General features: G+C 44.1%; 16 protein-coding genes. 4 read left to right on the top strand and 12 right to left on the bottom strand.

Annotated features, from left to right (window positions below; genetic code table 11):
- Window positions 1-33 precede the first annotated feature (33 nt).
- Window positions 34-939 (top strand): DMT family transporter, encoded by a 906-nt coding sequence (locus tag G590_RS0112960; protein ID WP_022766096.1) that lies wholly within the window; start codon window positions 34-36, stop codon window positions 937-939.
- A gap of 4 nt (window positions 940-943) precedes the next feature.
- On the opposite strand, the gene G590_RS0112955 is transcribed toward G590_RS0112960, so the two are convergent.
- Genes G590_RS0112955 through G590_RS0112935 form a run of 5 tightly spaced genes read right to left on the bottom strand, consistent with a single transcriptional unit; the run spans window position 944 to window position 9,159 of the window.
- Entirely contained in the window at window positions 944-1,813 is an 870-nt protein-coding gene (locus G590_RS0112955) for a sugar phosphate isomerase/epimerase family protein (protein ID WP_022766095.1), read from the bottom strand.
- Window positions 1,813-3,117: a glycoside hydrolase family 1 protein gene (locus G590_RS0112950; RefSeq protein WP_022766094.1), complete on the bottom strand. Its 1,305-nt coding sequence runs from the start codon at window positions 3,115-3,117 to the stop codon at window positions 1,813-1,815. Before G590_RS0112950 ends, G590_RS0112955 begins: the two co-directional genes overlap by 1 nt.
- Before the next feature lie 18 nt (window positions 3,118-3,135).
- Window positions 3,136-5,397 (bottom strand): alpha-L-rhamnosidase, encoded by a 2,262-nt coding sequence (locus tag G590_RS0112945; protein WP_026494137.1) that lies wholly within the window; start codon window positions 5,395-5,397, stop codon window positions 3,136-3,138.
- A gap of 14 nt (window positions 5,398-5,411) precedes the next feature.
- Window positions 5,412-7,625 carry a glycoside hydrolase family 2 protein gene (locus tag G590_RS0112940; protein WP_022766093.1) on the bottom strand — a complete coding sequence of 738 codons (2,214 nt, stop codon included), beginning with the start codon at window positions 7,623-7,625 and terminating at the stop codon, window positions 5,412-5,414.
- 19 nt (window positions 7,626-7,644) lie between these two features.
- Window positions 7,645-9,159, bottom strand: coding sequence for an MFS transporter (locus G590_RS0112935; protein WP_022766092.1), 1,515 nt, complete (start codon window positions 9,157-9,159; stop codon window positions 7,645-7,647).
- 131 nt (window positions 9,160-9,290) lie between these two features.
- Here G590_RS0112935 and G590_RS0112930 point away from each other — a divergent pair, with 131 nt between their 5' ends.
- Entirely contained in the window at window positions 9,291-10,490 is a 1,200-nt protein-coding gene (locus G590_RS0112930) for an AraC family transcriptional regulator (protein WP_022766091.1), read from the top strand.
- Window positions 10,491-10,498: 8 nt separating this feature from the next.
- Here G590_RS0112930 and G590_RS0112925 read toward each other — a convergent pair whose 3' ends face one another.
- Together G590_RS0112925 and G590_RS0112920 are read right to left on the bottom strand one after the other, a co-directional pair.
- Window positions 10,499-10,714: a PspC domain-containing protein gene (locus tag G590_RS0112925; RefSeq protein ID WP_022766090.1), complete on the bottom strand. Its 216-nt coding sequence runs from the start codon at window positions 10,712-10,714 to the stop codon at window positions 10,499-10,501.
- Between the two features lie 12 nt (window positions 10,715-10,726).
- On the bottom strand, window positions 10,727-10,924 hold the full coding sequence (locus G590_RS0112920; protein WP_022766089.1) for a hypothetical protein: 198 nt from the start codon (window positions 10,922-10,924) through the stop codon (window positions 10,727-10,729).
- A 150-nt stretch (window positions 10,925-11,074) separates the two neighbouring features.
- Here G590_RS0112920 and G590_RS0112915 point away from each other — a divergent pair, with 150 nt between their 5' ends.
- Window positions 11,075-11,314, top strand: a complete 240-nt coding sequence (locus tag G590_RS0112915; RefSeq protein WP_022766088.1) for a GIY-YIG nuclease family protein — start codon at window positions 11,075-11,077, stop codon at window positions 11,312-11,314.
- 25 nt (window positions 11,315-11,339) lie between these two features.
- On the opposite strand, the gene G590_RS0112910 is transcribed toward G590_RS0112915, so the two are convergent.
- The 4 genes from G590_RS0112910 to G590_RS0112895 all read right to left on the bottom strand — a co-directional run bounded on the left by G590_RS0112910 (window position 11,340) and on the right by G590_RS0112895 (window position 14,819).
- Window positions 11,340-11,699 carry a DUF1284 domain-containing protein gene (locus G590_RS0112910; protein WP_022766087.1) on the bottom strand — a complete coding sequence of 120 codons (360 nt, stop codon included), beginning with the start codon at window positions 11,697-11,699 and terminating at the stop codon, window positions 11,340-11,342.
- Between the two features lie 95 nt (window positions 11,700-11,794).
- Complete coding sequence (locus G590_RS0112905) at window positions 11,795-13,198, bottom strand: MATE family efflux transporter (protein WP_022766086.1); 1,404 nt, start codon at window positions 13,196-13,198, stop codon at window positions 11,795-11,797.
- A gap of 163 nt (window positions 13,199-13,361) precedes the next feature.
- A complete protein-coding gene (locus G590_RS19520) occupies window positions 13,362-13,955 on the bottom strand; it encodes an NAD(P)H-dependent oxidoreductase (RefSeq protein ID WP_242829782.1) in 594 nt (197 codons plus the stop codon).
- Between the two features lie 81 nt (window positions 13,956-14,036).
- Window positions 14,037-14,819 (bottom strand): histidine phosphatase family protein, encoded by a 783-nt coding sequence (locus tag G590_RS0112895; protein WP_022766084.1) that lies wholly within the window; start codon window positions 14,817-14,819, stop codon window positions 14,037-14,039.
- Between the two features lie 121 nt (window positions 14,820-14,940).
- Between G590_RS0112895 and G590_RS0112890 the strand changes: the two genes are divergently transcribed.
- Entirely contained in the window at window positions 14,941-15,162 is a 222-nt protein-coding gene (locus G590_RS0112890) for a hypothetical protein (RefSeq protein WP_022766083.1), read from the top strand.
- Window positions 15,163-15,230: 68 nt separating this feature from the next.
- On the opposite strand, the gene G590_RS19515 is transcribed toward G590_RS0112890, so the two are convergent.
- The gene (locus tag G590_RS19515) at window positions 15,231-17,402 is read right to left on the bottom strand and encodes a glycosyl hydrolase (RefSeq protein WP_022766082.1); all 2,172 of its coding nucleotides are present in this window, start codon (window positions 17,400-17,402) and stop codon (window positions 15,231-15,233) included.
- Between the last annotated feature and the right edge of the window lie 4 nt (window positions 17,403-17,406).

Genomic DNA, 17,406 nt, shown 5'->3' with positions numbered 1-17,406 from the left:
AAATTATTCGTAATCTGCTATAATAGGCCTGTTATGGAAAAAATAAGAGAATCTCAGATAAAAAATTCATTACTGCTCCTGCTTGCATCTATCGTTTGGGGCGCTGCCTTTGTAGCCCAGTCCGTGGCAGGCGACAGAGTCGGTACTTTCACTTTTAACGGAATACGCTTTCTCATCGGCGGAGTATGCCTTCTTCCGTTTCTTAGAGGGCATAATAAAACGCCTTCAAAGATCCCTTTTAATAAGCTCCTTGGAGGCGTAATATGTGGTCTTGCTCTGTTTTTGGCATCCACCTTCCAGCAGGCCGGAATCGCACTTGGCGCCGGCGCCGGTGAGGCGGGCTTTTTAACAGCCTGTTATATCGTTCTGGTACCGATCATAGGTCTTTTCATCGGCAGAAAATGCAGCTTCTGGGTATGGCCCGCTGTAGGAATCGCACTTGTCGGTCTTTACCTTCTCTGCAATCCGTTTTCCGGCGGAAGTTTTTCAATATCAACCGCAGACTTAGCGCTCCTTCTGTGCGCTCTTTTATTCTCGGTGCAGATCCTGTGCGTTGATCACTACGCTCCCATCATGAGTCCCGTTGCACTTGCGTGCGTTCAGTTCTTCGTAAGTGGCGCAGTTTCACTGGTGTCTGCGTTCATATTTGAATTTATGCCTGATCCTTCTGCCTGGATCAGCTCTTTATCTGCACCTTCTTCCTGGATAGCCATCCTCTATACAGGTATCTTTTCCTGTGGCATCGGCTACACTTTGCAGGCTGTGGGCCAGCGCGGCTTAAATCCAGCCCTTGCATCCCTCATCATGAGCCTCGAATCAGTTTTCTCATCGATTTTCGGCTGGCTGATACTCCATCAGCTGATGTCGGGAAAAGAGATCACAGGCTGCGTTTTAATATTTTCCGCAGTTCTTCTGGCTCAGATTCCGTCGAAGTCCTGACATTTTAAGACATCAATTGATGTTTTCTGAACCACTCTGCACTTACGATAAGGCTCTTTACAGGATCATTGTCGATCCAATTCTTATGGGTCTCCAGAACAATCGCTTCCACTTTGGAAGTTGCCCGTACATTTTCCAGGATAGTATCAAGGGCCATATTCCCTGTTCCGAGTTCAGCAGCATCTTCCTTAAGAATAGGCGTAATGAAAGGTCCCTTCTTTCTGCATCCCCTGTCATTTATGTGCCACATCACCATCCTGTCTGACAGCTTATCTATAAGGGCTGTAACATCGGCGCCACCATCTGCAATCCAATATGTATCAAGTTCAAAGTTTACATACTGAGGGTCTGTGTTTTCGATGATCACATCATATGCAGTTTTATCTTCTGAGATCTTCTGCAGTTCTACATTGTGATTATGATAAAGCAGTTTTACTCCATAGGGTAAAAGAGCTTTTCCTGCATTGTTCAGGCGCTCAGCAAGCTTTTTTACCTCTGATGCATTTCCGTAATCAAACCTGTACATACCGGTTATAACAACGGTGTTCGTCCCAAAGCTCAACGCTTCCTTAGCAACAGCCTCCGGATTTTCTTCAATACTGTTAAGATAACTGTGCAGGCTTATGACTTTCAGGCCGCTCTCTGAGATCAGCTTCTTCCAATCGAGTTTTCCGCCATTACCAGTGGGCATACCGGCAAATTTTGTAAGCAGCCTCACAATAAAAGGCGTTGGCTTGATCATGAAGTCATTTAGTTCAATGCCATCATATCCTGCACATTTAATAGCTCTAAGCGTGCTAAGTGCACTCTCATAACTATTGCATCTGCTTCCTATCATTATCTGTTGCACACCCGTCAGTACTGTGTCTTTCATTATTTCAAATAGCCTCCAAGATGCTTCAAACTGGGCTTTGGTGCCCTGATCTGTGTTTTCCTGTCAACTGCGCAAAGACCAAATGTCAGCGCATAACCTTTCTGCCACTCAAAATTATCGATAAGTGACCAGTGGCAGTATCCGATGACAGGAATTCCATCATTTATACAGCTCTGAACACCCTCAATTGCCTTGTCGATAAACTTAACTCTCTGCTCGTCATCCGATGTTGCAATTCCATTTTCTGTAACCATGATCGGAACATTTGGCATCTCCTCATGCACGCGTCTTATTACATGCTCAAGAGCCTCAGGATATACTTCATAATCCATCTGTGTCATTGGTGTTCCCTCGGGAACAGGCACGATTCCATCCGGGCCGTAGGTAGTTCTTGTATAATTCTGAAGTCCAAAGAAATCATCATCCCTGATATAAGGAATGTAATGGCTAAACTCCTCATTCCAGTCGCTGTCTGCGCGCTCCTTGCCACCTTCTATGTACTGGCAGTCGTGCAGGGAAAGCGTAATACCAACTTTAATGTCGGGATTAACAGCCTTGATTGCTTCCTTGGCTGCCCGATGCGCCTTTATAACTATCATATCGCCATTTGCATCTGTTGCAGAGACAAATGTATGCGGCTGAGGATCTCCGAATACTTTGGCGTTCTCCATTGCTGCCAGCTTCATTTTCTCCATTGGATCGGAGAGATTAAGACCAACCTGGACCTGCCCCTCCATGGAGTCGCCATCGCTTTTAGCTGCATTTGCCATCTTTGCCATCATCTGCTTCTTGAATCTCTCCATGAGAGCGCCAATCTGAAGTCTCATGTTAGCTTCATTTATGGTGCAGATATACTTTATCTCGCTTCCAAGCTGCTTAGTGACATATCCGGCATAGTTGGCAAAAAGCTCTACAACCTGCTCATTGTCCCAGCCTCCGAGCTTTATAAGCCACACTGGTGATGTGAAATGCATCAGAGTAATAACCGGCTCAACGCCATTGTCCCTGCAGCATTTGATCATCTTCCTGTAATGCTCAATCTCTTTTTCATCAAATTTGCCCTGCTCAGGCTCAATACGTGCCCATTCAACAGAGAATCTGTAGGTGTTAAGGCCTGCATCCGCAAGCATCTTGATGTCTTCTTCGTATCTGTTATAGTGATCCACAGCATCCAGTGAAGGCTCAACAAACTGTGAATACTCCATATTCTCCATTACCCAGTAATCTGAATTTGTATTGTTTCCTTCAACCTGGTGGGCTGCAGTAGAAGCGCCCAGCATAAATCCGTTCTCGAACTTGTTCATTTTCCTATCCTCCATAATTTAAATCTCATAACTTCCGCTTGTCAGAATTCTCTTTTCCCCGCCGGGGAGCTCCAGCTCTGCTTCCATTCCTTCAGGAATTTCAAAACGGTAGGCAAAAGAATCCGTCTCCTTAATATACTTCCATTCAGAAACTATTCGACCTTTCGGTGAATCATAGTAGCCCTTTGCATACTTAAATCTCTCATCCGGCAGAGGCTTTATCAGGACTTTGTCAAAATCGTATCTGATTCCCAAGACACCGGACAAAAGCCATCCGGAAACAGCTCCATAGGAGTAGTGATTCAGTGAATCATGCACAGTGCCGTCTTCTCTGACGCCATCCCAGGTCTCCCAGATAGTGGTAGCACCTTTCTCCACCGCATAGAGCCACGAAGGATAGCTTTTCTGCAAAAGCAGTCTGTATGCAGTATCCACATAACTGTAATCTGCAAGCACGCTACACAGGAAAGGCGTTGAAAGAAAGCCCGTATTAAGATGATAGTCATTTTTCACTACCAGCTCATTTAAGTCCTTAGCAGCTTCCACTGCCTCTTTTTCAGGTAAAAGACAAAACGCAAGAGGCCTTACGTACTCGCACTGCCTGTCAGATCTTATATGCCCGTCTTTCAGAACCAGATATCTGTATGCCTCAGTCGCCTTTTCCGAGATCTCTTTGTACTTATCCGCATCGGCGCCATTTCCAAGGAGCTCTGATATTTTGGCAAGAATCCCCGATGAATATGCATAGTAAGCTGTTGCCACTTCAGGCTGGCCATCCTTGAATGCAGCCATCATGGTCTTCATAACATCAGTTCCGGGCTCGCACCACTCACCGTAGTCCATTCCGGTGTCGATGATGTATTTTCTGTAAGGGTTCTTTCCAAAGCGGTTCTTGAGCTTGCTCTTTCCTGCCCTTCTTCCGAGGAAATCCACCCACTTCTTCATCATTTCATAGTTGTCTCTAAGTATCTGCTCATCGCCATATATTCTGTACAGATTCCAGGGCACAAGAACTGCCGCATCGCCCCAGCCAACAGAAGCGGAGAACATCTCTGCTATCTTGCCGGGATTTGAGTTCTTGGGACAGATATACGCCATCTTGCCATCAGTGTGCTGCCCTATCCTCACGTTTGCAAGCCATTTCTCGTAAACGCCCCTGCAGTCCATAAGGTACGCACCGGTCCTCACAAAGACCGCCGCATCGCCTGTCCAGCCTGCTCTCTCCCTTGTGGGACAATCAGTAGGTATGTCGCAGAAGTTTGACTTCATGGACCATACGCTGTTTTTAAAGAGCTTGTTTACTTCATCCACGCCACATTCAAAGCCTGCTGTTTCCTTCATGTCCGAATACACAGCAATGCTCTTAATTTCGATGTCAGACGGTGAAATATCACCCGTTATCTTTGCGTATCTGAATCCAAACATCGAAAAATGAGGCTTAAACTCATTCCTGCCCGGCTTGCAGATATAGTTTATTTCCTGTTTTATTCCGCCGGATTTGTTCCTGTCTCCGGGCTGGAAATTACTGATCGTGAAGTTTCCGTTTTCATCCAGGGTTTCACCGTGGACGAGGCAGATCTTCTCACCGCCCCTGGCGTTTTCTACAACAAAAGACGTATAACCTGCAAGGTTCTGTCCGAAATCAAATACGCTCTCTCCGCTCGGAGTAGTGATGAGCCTTCCTTCAAACACCTCATGCTCAGTGATAAATGGTGCCTTCTGGGCTGTCAGATTTCTTTTGTCAAAAGACATCTCCCCGGCTTTATGCCACTCGCCAAAGCCCGCACCGGCATCATAGGTCTCTCCCAGCTCAAGGTCCGTAAGCTTAATGGGCCCGTTTTCACAGGCATCCCAGCTGCAATCCGTGACAAGTATCGGATTCTCCATGTCTCCATCGCCTATCACTGCGCACAGAAATGAAATATCCTCGCCGTAGAGGTTTCTCACGCCGTCAATTCCGTTACATCCTCTGTACCAGCCATCACCAAGCGTTATAAAGATCTCGTTTTCACCGGGCTTTAGCACTTCAGTGATCTCATACTCCTGATACTGAAGTCTTTTATCATACTCATCGCATCCCGGTGTCAGTCGTGCATCCGTGATTTTACGGCCATTTATCAGTATTTCATACAAGCCATGGGCCGTAGCATATATGCTAACTTTCCCCTCTTTATAAGAGAATGTGGTCCTTAAATATCCTGCTCCCTTTCTCTTATCAGGTTCTGTCACGGTTTCAGGTGATATCCACTTTGCTTTTTCAAAAATCTTAGCCGTTTCCATTTAACACCTCTGTTTTAGCGCTTTTTGATATTCATAAGAGCATTTGAAAGTGCCTTAATCTCGTCAGATTCTATATCCATTCCGCCCTGTTGCAGGAGCTTCTTAAGGGGCTGGCGGGCGATCATCTGCTGCATTGCTTCTGAAATCTCTACGCCTTCTCCCATTCCGCCTGCTGTTCTTGATGTCATTGCTGCCATCATCCTGTCGAGAATTGCTTTTCCTTCAGGTATGGCCTGAATCTCTGCCATTGTACTTGAAAGGGAGAGATATCCCTCTTTTTCCTCAGGCTCATCTTTCTTGTCAAACCAGTTTCTGACCTTTTTATCCGGTGCAAAATATGTCGGATTGGGCTCGGAAACCTTTGTTATCTCCATCTCATCCGAAAGTTCTCCGCTCACAGCCTTTATGGTATGAACTCCGCTTATGGGAACACTAAACTTAAAGATATGTTCTCCGCTTGCGTTTCCTACTTCTACGCCGTCAACAAAGAGAGTTACGGACTTTTGGTTTGAATATACCTTAATCTCAGTGTTATCCTCGATGCGGTCGTGATATCTTTTTCCGCAAAGATGGATGAAAGGCTCATCTGACCACCATGCTTTATAAATGTAATAGGCGTCTTTCTTCTGCTTTCTGTCAAAGGTGATGACACCCTTGTGGTTTTTTCCCGGATCTCCTGCCTCATCTCGTCCTGCTGCAGCAAATTCAAACATATTCCAAAGATATGTTCCCCAGATATATGGACGGGTGCTGAACATTTCAAGCATATGCTCGTGATAAACAGCCTGATAACTCTCTGTATAATCGCCTTTTTCAGGTATTGGAGACTGAAGCGTAATTACTGAATCTGCGCCATACTCCGTAAGTCCTATTGCCACATCGGGATGCTGATTATGGAAATCGTCAAACCACTTGTCATTGTCCTCCATCTCGCCTACATACCAGCCATAGTAGAGGTTGTAGCCGCGAATATCAGGCAGTGTTACAAGAGGCGAGTCTGTCTCAAGAAGGAACAGATTTGCCATGGCAGAATATCTGATAGGATCCATCTCGTGGACAATATCGTTTAATATCCTGTGATTCTCCAAAAGGTCTTCAGTTACGCCTTGCAGAGATATTTCATTTGAAAGTGCCCAGCACATTATTGATGCATGATTGTAATTCTGGCTTATCAGCTCTTTCATCTGGGATATGGTGTTCTCTCTTCCACTGTCCATATGTACGGTAATATATGGAATCTCAGCCCATACCACTATGCCCTTTTCATCGCAAAGATCATAGAAGTACTGATCGTGCTGATAGTGTGCAAGCCTTATGGAATTGGCGCCCATGGAGAGGATGAGATCAATGTCCTCCTTGTGCATTTCTTTTGTCAGTACATTGCCAACTCCTGCCCTGTCCTGATGTCGTGAAACGCCTCGAAGCGGATAGCTTTCTCCATTGAGGAAAAATCCTTTATGAGGATCAACATGAAACTGCCTTACTCCAAACCTGTCATAGATTCTGTCACACTCTTTTGTTCCATCCAAAAGAGTTGCTGTTATGTTGTACAAGAACGGATCCTTGAGACCGTTCCATAAATGTGGCTCTTTTATCGTGATCTTACCGCAGGCAACATATCCACAGGATGCATCCTCTGCCGGAACCACCTCAAACTCCTGCTCTGTTACACCATCTATTGATATTCTTACGCGCTCTCCGCCGCTCGTGTATGCCTTTATTTCAATTTCAGCATCATTTCCGTTTAGTCTTGGTGTGACATACAGTCCTTTTCCACCATAATAGTCCATGTCAAAGTGCTTTTCATCCACAACCACAAGATAAACATCTCTGTAAATGCCACCATAGAAAGTGAAATCCGCTTTCTGTGGATACACGCTTGTATTGGGCTCGTTGGAAACAGAAACTACCATCTCATTTAAATCTGAAAGTGCCTCTGTAATGTCCGTCCTAAAGCAGGAATATCCGCCATCATGGCTCGCAACCTCACGGCCGTTTAAAACAACTTTTGCAGAGGAGTTAGCGCCTCGAAATTCCACAAACGCCCGCTGTCCTTCTTCCATTACCGGTCTTTCAAATGTCTTTTTATAAAAGCAGGTTCCTCTGTAATACTGCTCGGGACCTGTCTGTCCATCAATAGCATTCCAGGTATGCGGAAGAGTTATACTCTCGCTCTTTCCCTCTTTTTCAAATATCCAGTTATCATTCCAAAGAATTGTTGTTCGCATGTTTCACCTCTCCAGATTTTTACTGACCCATTGCAGCCTTTTTCTTCTCGCCGATACTCTTCTGGATCTCTTCCATCTTCTCGTATGTGAGCTCGGAATTCTTCATTGCCAGAAGTGTGCAGATCCATCCAACAATAGGGAATCCGATAAGAAGTATTACGGTCATAACTCTGACGCCAAAGGTAAGCGGATCACCCTGCTGAGGCGCTGTAGTTGTATATCCTATAAGTCCGATCATGAGTGTTGCGATAGTTGCACCAAAGGATGAAACTATTTTGTCAATGAAGCTGTAAGTAGCGGATACTGTCGCAGGCATGTATTTTCCTGAGCGATCCATCTCATAGTCAACAACATCCATTCTGAACGCGCTTGTTGATACAGAAACAACCATCTTCATTGCGTTATTTCCAAATGTAAAGAGTACATAAGTGATTGCCATGAGAACTGCTCCGGTTGATAAGTTGCCACCGAATACTGTTCCCACAAGCGTTGTAGGTGTAAACAAAAGATATACTGCAAATGCGATATTCAGTCCTATACAGTTCTTGGTCCAGTCGATCATGACCTTTCTGCTACCCTGTTTACCGGCAATCTTCGCACCAATGATCGCGAAAATAATGGACGGAAGCATTGCCACTGCAGAAAGAATTGATGAAATAGCCATGGATCCAAGCATAATTCCATTAAGCATTGTGGATACTACCGCTGCAGAGCCTATTGTCTGTGCCAGCTTATCGGATGTTGCAGCCATGATGAATCTCTGAAGCTCTTTATTCTCTTTGATCAGCGCCAGCATGTCCTTAAAACTTGGCTTTTCATCTTTCTCGCCATCCTTTTTAATTCCTTCGAAATTCTCGGGGATGTCATATGGAGCAATTCCTATGCATGCCAGAATGTAGAAAAAGAGTGATACAAGTATTACAACTACATTGTAAGTTGCGAAGTATTCTGTTCCCTGAATGCTATTAAATCTTGGGAGAATCACAGCCGATGCCACAACGCTCATGATCATTGGCACCAGATATGAATACGCTGTACTCCAGACACCGATTGTAGGACGCTGCTTAGGATCGTTGGTCAGAATGTTCATGTTGATCTGGCCGGCTATACTTACGAATGTATAACCAATGATATAGATCACATAGCAAAGAACAAAGAATGTTATTCCTGCTGCGCCTGTAAGCGAAAGCTTTGCCCCTATATTACACATCAGCGTCGTAGCAATGGCCATTAGAAGCCATCCAAACATGATCGAAAATCTTACTTTTCCAAATCTGGAATTAAATCTCTCCAGGAAAAAAGCTATTACCGGGTCTGTAATTCCATCCAAAAGCCTTGATCCTGTGATAATAAGTCCTGTAACTGCAACAAGTATTCCAAAGTTGGAATTTCCAATATATGTTGCACCATTCATCAGCAGATAAAATGCCATCTGCCCGGCACCTGTCATCATTGCAAGCGCAATATGCCAGGTTTTAGCTCTTTTATAAGTTACCCCATTTTCTTCTCTTATCAGAGATTTGTCCTTACCCATTATTAACCCCTTTCAGTTGCATGATAATCTTTGAAAGCTTTCCTGTTATGGTCATAGTATCATTTAGTTTTGCAATATGTTAGAATTATTTTATCCCAATTAGTATTATTTTATTGTTTTGAGGAATAAATATGGACCACACTCTTTTTTCAGCTCTTTTAAAAAACCTTCTCTCCGCAGATGTCACGGATGCAACAGACATGAGTAACTCCCTTGAGGTCTTCGAAAAGAAGTATTGCTTCAGCATCAAGATGCAGCCCATGTTTACAAACGATGCTCTTTACTATCTTCTGACCTCATCCAAAGAAAGCATGATCTATGAGCTCATAGACCAGCTCGGTATCTGCTTGTCCTTTTTTACGTTTAATAACAGGATTTATATAATCGGACCTTATGTAAAAGAGAAATATTCAGAGCTTAAGACAGAAACCGTACTTGCAAAAAACGATGAATCCTCATCCAAATCATTGGCGTTTAAGCTGTATTACACAGCATTTCCCATTGTGTATACTGAGCAGATCACCAGTGTTGTAAATAAATGCATAATCTCTTTTTCCCCTATGGAAAGTGAGTATTCATACAGAAGACTATCGGGATTTATTCAGGATGTATCTGAAGAAGATGATAAGACAGAATTGTCCGAGAAGAATTACAGTGAAATTTACAGGCGATACGACCAGGAAAAACAGTTTCTTTCAATGATAAGAAACGGGGATACAAAAAACATACTGTCTGCATTTGAAAAAATGTCCAGCCCTGAGGTCCTTTCCGTATTTTCGAAAGAGAGCCTCAACTACTATGCCTCAGGCTATGGTCTGGCTATACTTAAAGCTCTTTCCAGAAAAGCTGCGGAAGAATCAGGTCTTTCGGTCATTACAATAGATGAGATTACCCAAAAATACACTCAGCTTTCATCAGCCACAAACAACGCCGATCTTCAGGTTCGCTATCAGACCGATATGATCATTGAGCTGACAAAGGCAGTTCACAATCACAAGTTGTCCCTGGACAAATATTCTCCTTCCATGCAGAGAGTCCTTGAGTACATCAATCTGCATCTCGGGGACCATATATCAAACGAAGATCTCTCAGCCAATGCCAATATGTCCATATCTCACCTGGCCAAGGTATTCAAAAAGGAAACAGGAGTTACCATGACGGAGTACATAGCTCTTTTGCGCTGCAAAAAAGCTGCCAACCTCCTGAAGAAGACAAATCTTCCAATCCAGGAGATCAGCAGCTACGTCGGTTACTCCGACAATAATTACTTCGTAAAAGTATTTAAAAAGAACTATGATATGACGCCTACAGAATTCAGAAAAAACACCTGATCAGTGCATTATTCCTGCTTCTGGTCGTATCTGCTTACATAATCAGGACGATTATCCATTATGAATGTCAGGATAATATAAAGCGGAAGTCCAATTCCGCCGGATACCGCAAATATTGCCCAGAGAACTCTTATTAAAGTCGGATCCCATCCGAAGTATTCAGCAACACCGCCACATACACCAAAGATTCTTCTGTCATTGCTTCTGTACAATTTCTTTTCCATCACACCTACCTCCTAAAGTTCGGTTCCATCAACATCAATTACTTCAATCTTATCGTTATCTCTTTTCTCTATAGCATGCCTGTTCTTAGTAGCAGCCAGGGCAAATACAATTGCAAGAATGTCATCAACAGGACCGGGTAAAAGATCCATCGGCGAGATAACATAAACTACAAGCAGCGCAACCAAAAATCCCTTCCAAAAATTGTTCATGGGCATCCCCCTTCCTAACACCGGTTGCTTTGTTACAAGTATATTCTATAGCATAATTCCGAATGTATATACGCTCATTTTGGCATGTTTTATAATTCTAATTTCCATTTTTGGAAGGTTAATACAAAAAAGCAGTGATATAATCAGACTATGAAACACTATGCATATATCGTGGAATGCGCAGATGGCACCTACTACTGCGGATACACCAATGATCTGGAAAAGAGAATAGAAACACACAACCGGGGTAAAGGCGCTAAATACACAAAGCCCCGGCTCCCGGTTGTATTGGTTTACTATGAAGAATTTGATTCCAAAGAAGAAGCCATGAGCCGTGAGTGGCACTTAAAACAGTTATCTCACGCCCAAAAGAAGGCTCTTATAAAATGAGTCAACGGGGACGTTTCACTTTGACTCACAGCTCCTTCTCCTTCGGTCTGCAGATATAGTCCCAGCTGCAATCGCCGCATATACTGCTCCTAAGGCCCTTCTCTATAATCTCTGACCTAACCAGCTGCGTAAATTTGGCAAAAGAAATTTCATCTCCCTCTACCAGATCGCATGCCTTCAGTACTTCCTCGTCATACCTTTTTACTTTCTCAAGGCTGTTGCAGATTCCACCTTCATTATTAGGGCAATTTGCGCAGACAACGTCTGTTGCTACGATTAGCCTGATTTTCTGCGAAGGGTCTTTTCTCAATTGCGTAATCACCCGGCCCATATGGTCCGTGAAATCCTCGCTATAACCCTTTCCTTCATAAAACTGAAAACACATCCCATGATGTGGCCTAAGTTCCATAACAATCTCCCTTTTCTGCTGTTTATTCAAGATTGTATTATAGCACTTACGCTCTTAAACGTGGCATATATTCAGGCTGCTTCCTTGGCTTTTACAAACTGCAGAGAACTCTCCTCTTTCTCTTTTAACTCCCTGAGCATAATTGCGGACATGATGACAACTGCAATCATGGAGCCGATATCTGCGATTGGTGCGGAGTAAAGCGCGCCTTCAACTCCGAAGAACATAGGAAGAACGATTGCCAGCGGAACACTCAACACAAACTCCCTGAGAAGTGAAAGCCCCATGGACATAACGGGTTTGCCCAGCGCTTGAAGGAAGACACTGACTGACTTCTGAATGCATGTAAGCACGATCATCGACAGGAAAAGCCTGAATGAAAGCACCGCAAACTCGTTGTAGAGGCCGTCTTCGCTTCCGAAGATTGCTGTGATCTGGAGCGGAAATGCCTCAAAGAGGATAAGTGCCACAAGTCCGACAATTGCCTCAGCTTTTATTATAGTTAAAAAGAGCTCTCGAACCCTCTTATACTCTCCGGCGCCATAGTTATAGCCGATTACAGGCTGCGAACCTGCTGCAATGCCGATGCATACAGAAACTACAATCTGGAACACCTTCATAACAATTCCAACAACCGTAAGCGGAATGTCAGCGCCATACTTACTCATTGCTCCGTATTTTACAAGAATATTGTTCATAACGCCCATGATGACCACGATTGAGATCTGAGTAAGGAAGCTGCTGATTCCAAGAGGCAGGAACTTGCCAATGATATCAAGAGACGGCACAAAGCTTCTAAGCCCAAGCTTAACGGACTTAGCTCTTGTAAGATATACAAGTCCGCAAATTGCAGTAACGATCTGACCTGTAATAGTCGCAAGAGCAGCGCCTCTCATGCCCCAACCAAGAGCAAAGATAGCAATGGGATCAAGGATAACGTTGATGATACATCCAAGAAGTGTTGTGATCATCGCAAATTTAGGGCTTCCGTCAGCCCTGATAATTGAATTTAGTCCATTTCCAACAACAAAAAATGGGATACCCATAATAATGAAGTTAAAGTACTCACTGGCATAAGCAAAGTTATTCTCGGTTGCGCCAAACGCAAGCAGAATCTGTGATTTGAATATTGCAAAAAGAGCTGTCATCACAATTCCGATAACAACAAGAAGAGTCAGCGCATTTCCAACGCTCTTATTAGCACTCTTAAGGTCCTTTTTACCCTGGCAAAGGCTCAAAAACGCAGCACAGCCATCGCCAATCATAAGAGCTACAGCCAAAGAGATGACAGTTATTGGGAAAACAACGTTGGTAGCGCCATTTCCAAGGTAACCGATTCCTCTTCCGATAAATATCTGATCCACGATGTTATAGAGTGCGGATACCAGTAGAGACATAATACAAGGAATAGAAAACTTCAAAAGAAGCTTGCCAATCTTCTCTTCTGCAAGATATCTGTTTGTGTTCTGATTCATAAAAACCTCCATAAAAAAATACGCATGCGAAGGTCTTCACTTTCACACGCGTACAGTTACAACCCGGCCGTCTGCATTTCTTTTTTCAGATAGCCAAATATTCATTTCTAAACTTCAGTTAAAGATTTTATCGATTTTAATTGCCACACGTAATAGTCATGTTTCACAAACTTTTTTCGATTTTCAAAAAAGTCATGCGCAGAATTTCTTCCTCGGCAGCCCTCATGATTCCGTCCACATCAGCACCGTAGATATCAAGCCCAACAGCCTCAATCTTCCGGACATCCTGAATTCCATAGTAGTTCTGAGCCAGGGCCTTAACATATCCGAATCCATATTCATCAGGCGCGAAATCGCCTCCGGCGGTTGTCACGTAAAAGACCTTTTCCGCCTTGCAAAGTCCCACAGGAATGCCCTTTTCATTGTACTTAAAGGTCACACCCAGGACATTTATCTGCTCAAAGTACTGCTTGAGCGATGCAGGAAAAGACAAGTCCCAATAAGGTGCAGCTATAACAATGGTTTCAGCTTCCGCAAACTGCTTAGCAAGGTCACAGACAGGGTTTGCGAAGTCTTCGGCGGCTATAATGGCATCTCTCATCTTGAGAAATGCCTCATCTACTACCGGAAAAGAGATTTCTTCAAGCTTTACTTCATCATATGGCTGCCCGATCTTATCAAGCAGCTTGTGAGCCAGCTTCATAGTCCTTGAATCTTTACGTACACATGCATTAACAAAAAGAATCTTCCTATTCATCATCATTTCCTCTTTTTTTTGAGTCACCGGGGACGTTTCAGTTTGTCTCATTTTGAGTCAAACTGAAACGTCCCCAATGACTCAGTGCCTCTCATCTTCGTTTTCAAACCTCTCGCAGAACCTTGCGGAAAAAGAGGGTTCTTCTTTGCCCATAGTCAGATGGGTAATATCACCGATCCTAAGAGTCCTGAAAATCGCAATTCCCTTCTCCCTCTCCTCAGTTACGATCTCCGTAAGTGATGTCGGCGCCATTGCAAGAAACTGCAGTGTAACAAAGGGCGACACATTCCACAGTCTTGATAATAAAACACATGTTATTCCAAAATGGCAGAAAAATCCTAAGACTTTCTCATTTCCTTCATTAACTTTATAGATGTTTCCGTCCCTCTCATAGCCCTGTTCTTTAAGGAATTCATCAAAGCACTCAATTATATGATCATAGACAGGGACAATATCTGAAGTCCGGGCAATCTCACTCTCCCGCCAACCATTAACATCAAAAAGCTCCGGATGCCCGGCATAATATGACGGCATCATATCCCAGACGATACGCTTCTCAAACAGGCCATCCTCGCCTGTTTTCAGCTCATTCTTATAAGCATTTCTCGTCTCGGGATCTGCAATGTTTGCATCGAAATGTGCCGGAAATTCCTGAAGCCAGTCCAGGACCTTTGCTTCCATCCCCAGCTCTTTTAACGAATAATCAGCTGTAGCCCTGGCTCTGCCAAGAGGCGAAACATACGCCTCATCAATTCCAAAGCTCTTAATCTGCGCGGAAAGTAGCTCTGCCTCGACCTTGCCCTTGTCTGTCAGGCCATCAATAACATAATCGGGGTCTCCGTGTCTAAAAAACAGTATTCTCATAATTTGTCACCTCATACCTATTATACATTTTATACTTTTTTAATATGTACTCCACATTTATTTCAAATCTTGAAGGTACAATATCTTTTGTGAGTAAAAAACACAAAGGGGATTACTAAAAATGCAAAGACTGGAAGCAGCAATTGCTGAATTCGTAGGAAATTATACCAGAAGGCGCGGATATCCGCCCACAGTGGAGGAGCTTATCCTGAACTTTGGCACAGCCAGGATCATGGTTGCCATGTTCTACGTACTTAACCTCTACAGAATAGGGATGATCAGAAATTCCCTGTTCTTCGGCGTTGGAGATCTCAAGCTGATCCCGGTACGAGTTAAAAACTAAATACAGAAAACTAAAGAAGCGCCTCCGCTGATTCAGATCAGCGAGAGGCACTTTTTCTTTTAACATATTCATTTATCTGCAACTACAACAATTCCATGCGTGTGAGGGAGCGTCAGATCAAAGAACCATTCATCTCCATCCACAGTAAAGTCCGAAATCTCTCGCACTTCACCGCTCAGCGTATCGCAAATCACGGGCTTTGTAAGGCTTCTTACCCGCACCCGGATCTCCTCCGTCACTTTTCCATAATTCATAAAAAGCGTCCTGCGCTCATCATCTGCAACGTAGGTGTTAAACATAACTCCGGTTATATCTTCCCCGGTATGTACATAGGGGTCTATCAGATAATCCCCATAGGACATATGATTATTGATCGTTCTTTTCGTTCCGTTGATTATCTCAACATCCCGTACTATCGCATCTCCGATTATATCGGCAATCTTTCCGATCTCATCTCCCGGTATCACAGTACACCTGTCACGGATTTCACTAAAAATCTCCTGCACTCCGGTATCTTCTGCAGCACTGACACCCATCTCCGGAATCTCCTCAACGCAGATAACATGTCCGCCGCCGATAGCAAAGTCCCTAACAATACGCGCAGCCGAAAGCGGAAGAACCTTGCAATATGGTAGTATCAGAACGCTAAATCTCTGACCCGTATGCCTATTCTCAATCGTCCCCTTCTCAGCAGCAAAGTTCTCGCATGCATCCCTGTGAAGCACCTCAAAATCCAGATTTTCACACAGAAGAGTATTCATAAGGATCTGTTCGCCCTGATCAATCCTACGTGCTCTTTCACTTCGAAGCACAGGCCCTGATATAAACGCATGTGTAAAAAGATTATCCGGCTGATAGTCCAGTAAAAAACTGTCCAGCGGATGGAAAATAAGAATATGCGCGTCATTATAGCCATCAGTCAAAGCATAGTGAAGCCTTCTGGTCATGCGATTAGCTTCCGCCATCCTGTCAAACCCTTTCCACTGGAAGAACTGGGATGGTGGCCAGTCGTTCTTTCGCTCACCTCTGTCTGAGTAAAAGAATCCATGGTTTATTATGGTCTGCATACCCATTTGGAACATCCAGGTTATCATCCTGATATACTCCTCATAGGTCATATCCCAGCCACATCCGGCAAAAACCTCCACAGCCGTGCGCTCTTTTCCATAGGAGTGCGCAGCACTTGCTGCAAACTTGATATTCAGACTCCCAATACCCTTTCCAAGATGATCAGCGCCGGCAACATCCATGTAGCGATATTGCCTCAGATAGTCCCCACTGTACCTTGCATGCCCATAGATTGACTCTTCACCAAGAAGATGTGCAAATAATTTAAGATCATGCTCATTACACCAATTCCTGATCACAGCAAAATAGTTCTTTCCATACATTTCTGCGATCAGATTGTAATAATCTATCCTGAGTCTCCCTGCTCTCTCACCCTCAAGCGGAAGCAAATACAGGCACTCCATAATGTCATACCCGTAAGTCTCTTTAAACAGCTCTGGAATTCTCTTATCCCACACAAACGCATGACTCATGCGGGTTTCATCATTGAAAACAGTTGTTATTGTATCGCCGAAACAGTCTCCATAGCGCTCAGCATACAGCTCATAGGTCGACTCCAAAAAAGCCTCTGTAGCCTCCCTATTAATATAACTTATCTCCTCATCTCCGCCGTTGTCATAGCTGCGAATCTGCTCGCGCACTATATGACAGACTGCATCACGACCGGATTTAAAGCATAGCTCCGGGCCAAACATATAATTCTCTTCATACGGCGCAAGGTCGATCAGGCTCCCACTCTCTTTATCCACTATATAAAGAGCCAGCGCAAACATCCTTTGCGCTTTAAATACCGATCCTGCCGGAATCTCATGGGTCTCAAAAACAAGGTAATGCTCCCTGAAATCCTCATTCTTTGTGAGGCTTCTTCCGCAGGTTCCTGCCGGCCAGTCTATTTCGTCGTACAGCCACATGGGTTCACCGGCAGCTTTTTTATAGTCCACCACAGTCTTTATGTGGTCAAACCACTCATCGTCCAAATATCCGCCGATAAAGCCCTCTCCCCCGTTCGTTCTGGCATGAGGATTACAGCTTTTAACGCCCACCTCGCTCATTAGACGCAGCTGTCTTACAAGTTCCTCGTTCTCCAGCTTGTCATTCCAAAACCACAGCGGACACTGGGCTTCATCCAGGCTCTTTACCAATTCCGGTTTTTTCCAAATTTCTCGATCCATCCAA

This window comes from Butyrivibrio sp. XPD2006 (assembly GCF_000420865.1).
Taxonomy (GTDB): domain Bacteria; phylum Bacillota; class Clostridia; order Lachnospirales; family Lachnospiraceae; genus Butyrivibrio.
Note: the sequence above shows the minus strand (reverse complement) of the source record. Positions and strands in the feature narration are given on the sequence as shown.